The sequence below is a fragment of the Bacillus salitolerans genome, assembly GCF_042680805.1.
In the GTDB taxonomy this organism is placed as follows: Bacteria; Bacillota; Bacilli; order Bacillales; family SA4; genus Bacillus_CJ; species Bacillus_CJ salitolerans.
This window is the reverse complement of the sequence record NZ_JBHUEM010000037.1, coordinates 1-1,278: the sequence shown is the minus strand read 5'-3', so window position 1 is coordinate 1,278 and position 1,278 is coordinate 1. Positions and strand designations below refer to the sequence as shown.

Annotated in this window: 1 pseudogene; it reads left to right on the top strand. The window is 35.3% G+C overall.

Going from position 1 to position 1,278, the window contains the following annotated elements:
• Window positions 1-1,125 (top strand): annotated as a pseudogene (locus ACFSCX_RS16535) (reverse transcriptase domain-containing protein); the annotation flags it as partial.
• Window positions 1,126-1,278: the final 153 nt, after the last annotated feature.

Genomic DNA, 1,278 nt, shown 5'->3' with positions numbered 1-1,278 from the left:
AGGTGTACCAACGAAAGGGACACCACAAGGTGGGATCCTCTCACCACTTTTGTCGAACATAGTCCTAAATGAACTCGATTGGTGGATAAGTAATCAATGGGAGACCTTTCAAAGTAACCATGTATATAAACACAATGGAAGTAAGGTAAAAGAACTTAAGAAAACAAAGTTGAAAGAGTGTTACATTGTTAGGTTTGCGGATGATTTTAAAGTGTTATGCCGAACTAGGTCGCAAGCAATTAGAATGAATCATGCCATTAAAGACTTTCTAAAACACCGTCTCCATCTTGAGACAAGTGATGAAAAATCCAAAGTCGTTAACTTAAAGAAGAATTCGTCAGAATTCCTTGGTTTCTCTTTTCGAGCAACAAAGAAAGGTAAAACGAGGATGGGATATGTAGCCCAATCAAGTATGACGAAGAAAGCGAAGTCTAATGCACTCATAAAAATTAAAGATTCAATAAAAGTAATCCAAAAGAAGCCATGTGCAGCAACGGTTTGGAACTACAATACTGTCGTAATGGGTATTCAAAACTATTACTCAGCGGCAACTCAAATTGTTGATAATTTAAATGGGTTAAATCTCCATCTTAGCAAGAGTCTTTATAACCGATTAAAGGACCATAGAAAAGAAGCAACATTTTCAGACATGACGAACACTCTGCAAAAACGCTACAAAGGGTATAAGACAAGGCTGTATAAGATACAGAACACTCTCAAGACATATGTAACTATACTGCCGTCGGCAGAAACAAAATTCATCAAAACCTAAAGGCGATTAACAAAAGAGTATTAAGCTATGTTATGAAAAACTTTATTCCTAGTCGAACGATTGAATATAATGACAATCGTATAAGCAAATTCATTGCCCAATATGGAAGATGTGCAATCTCGGGAGTTGAACTAGGATTTAACGACTGGCACTGCCATCATAAGATACCTTATCATCTCTCAAGAGATGATAGGTATTCAAATTTGATAGTGTTACATGAAACTGTTCATCGTATAGTCCATATGAAGAATAAAGAAAAGATAAAATCACTACTATGTGATTTAAAATTATCTAAAAAACAAAAAGATAAAATCAATGAACTACGTAAAGGCTGTAAAAATGAAGCAATTTGACTAGGAAAAAGAAATAACTTCTATTCATTAAATACATAGAATCGAATGAATTAGATTAGTTGGAACGCCGTATGCGGTGAAAGTCGCATGTACGGTGTGAACAGGGGGAAAAGGGGGAGATAATGTCAAACCTTTACCTATCTGTATGAACAA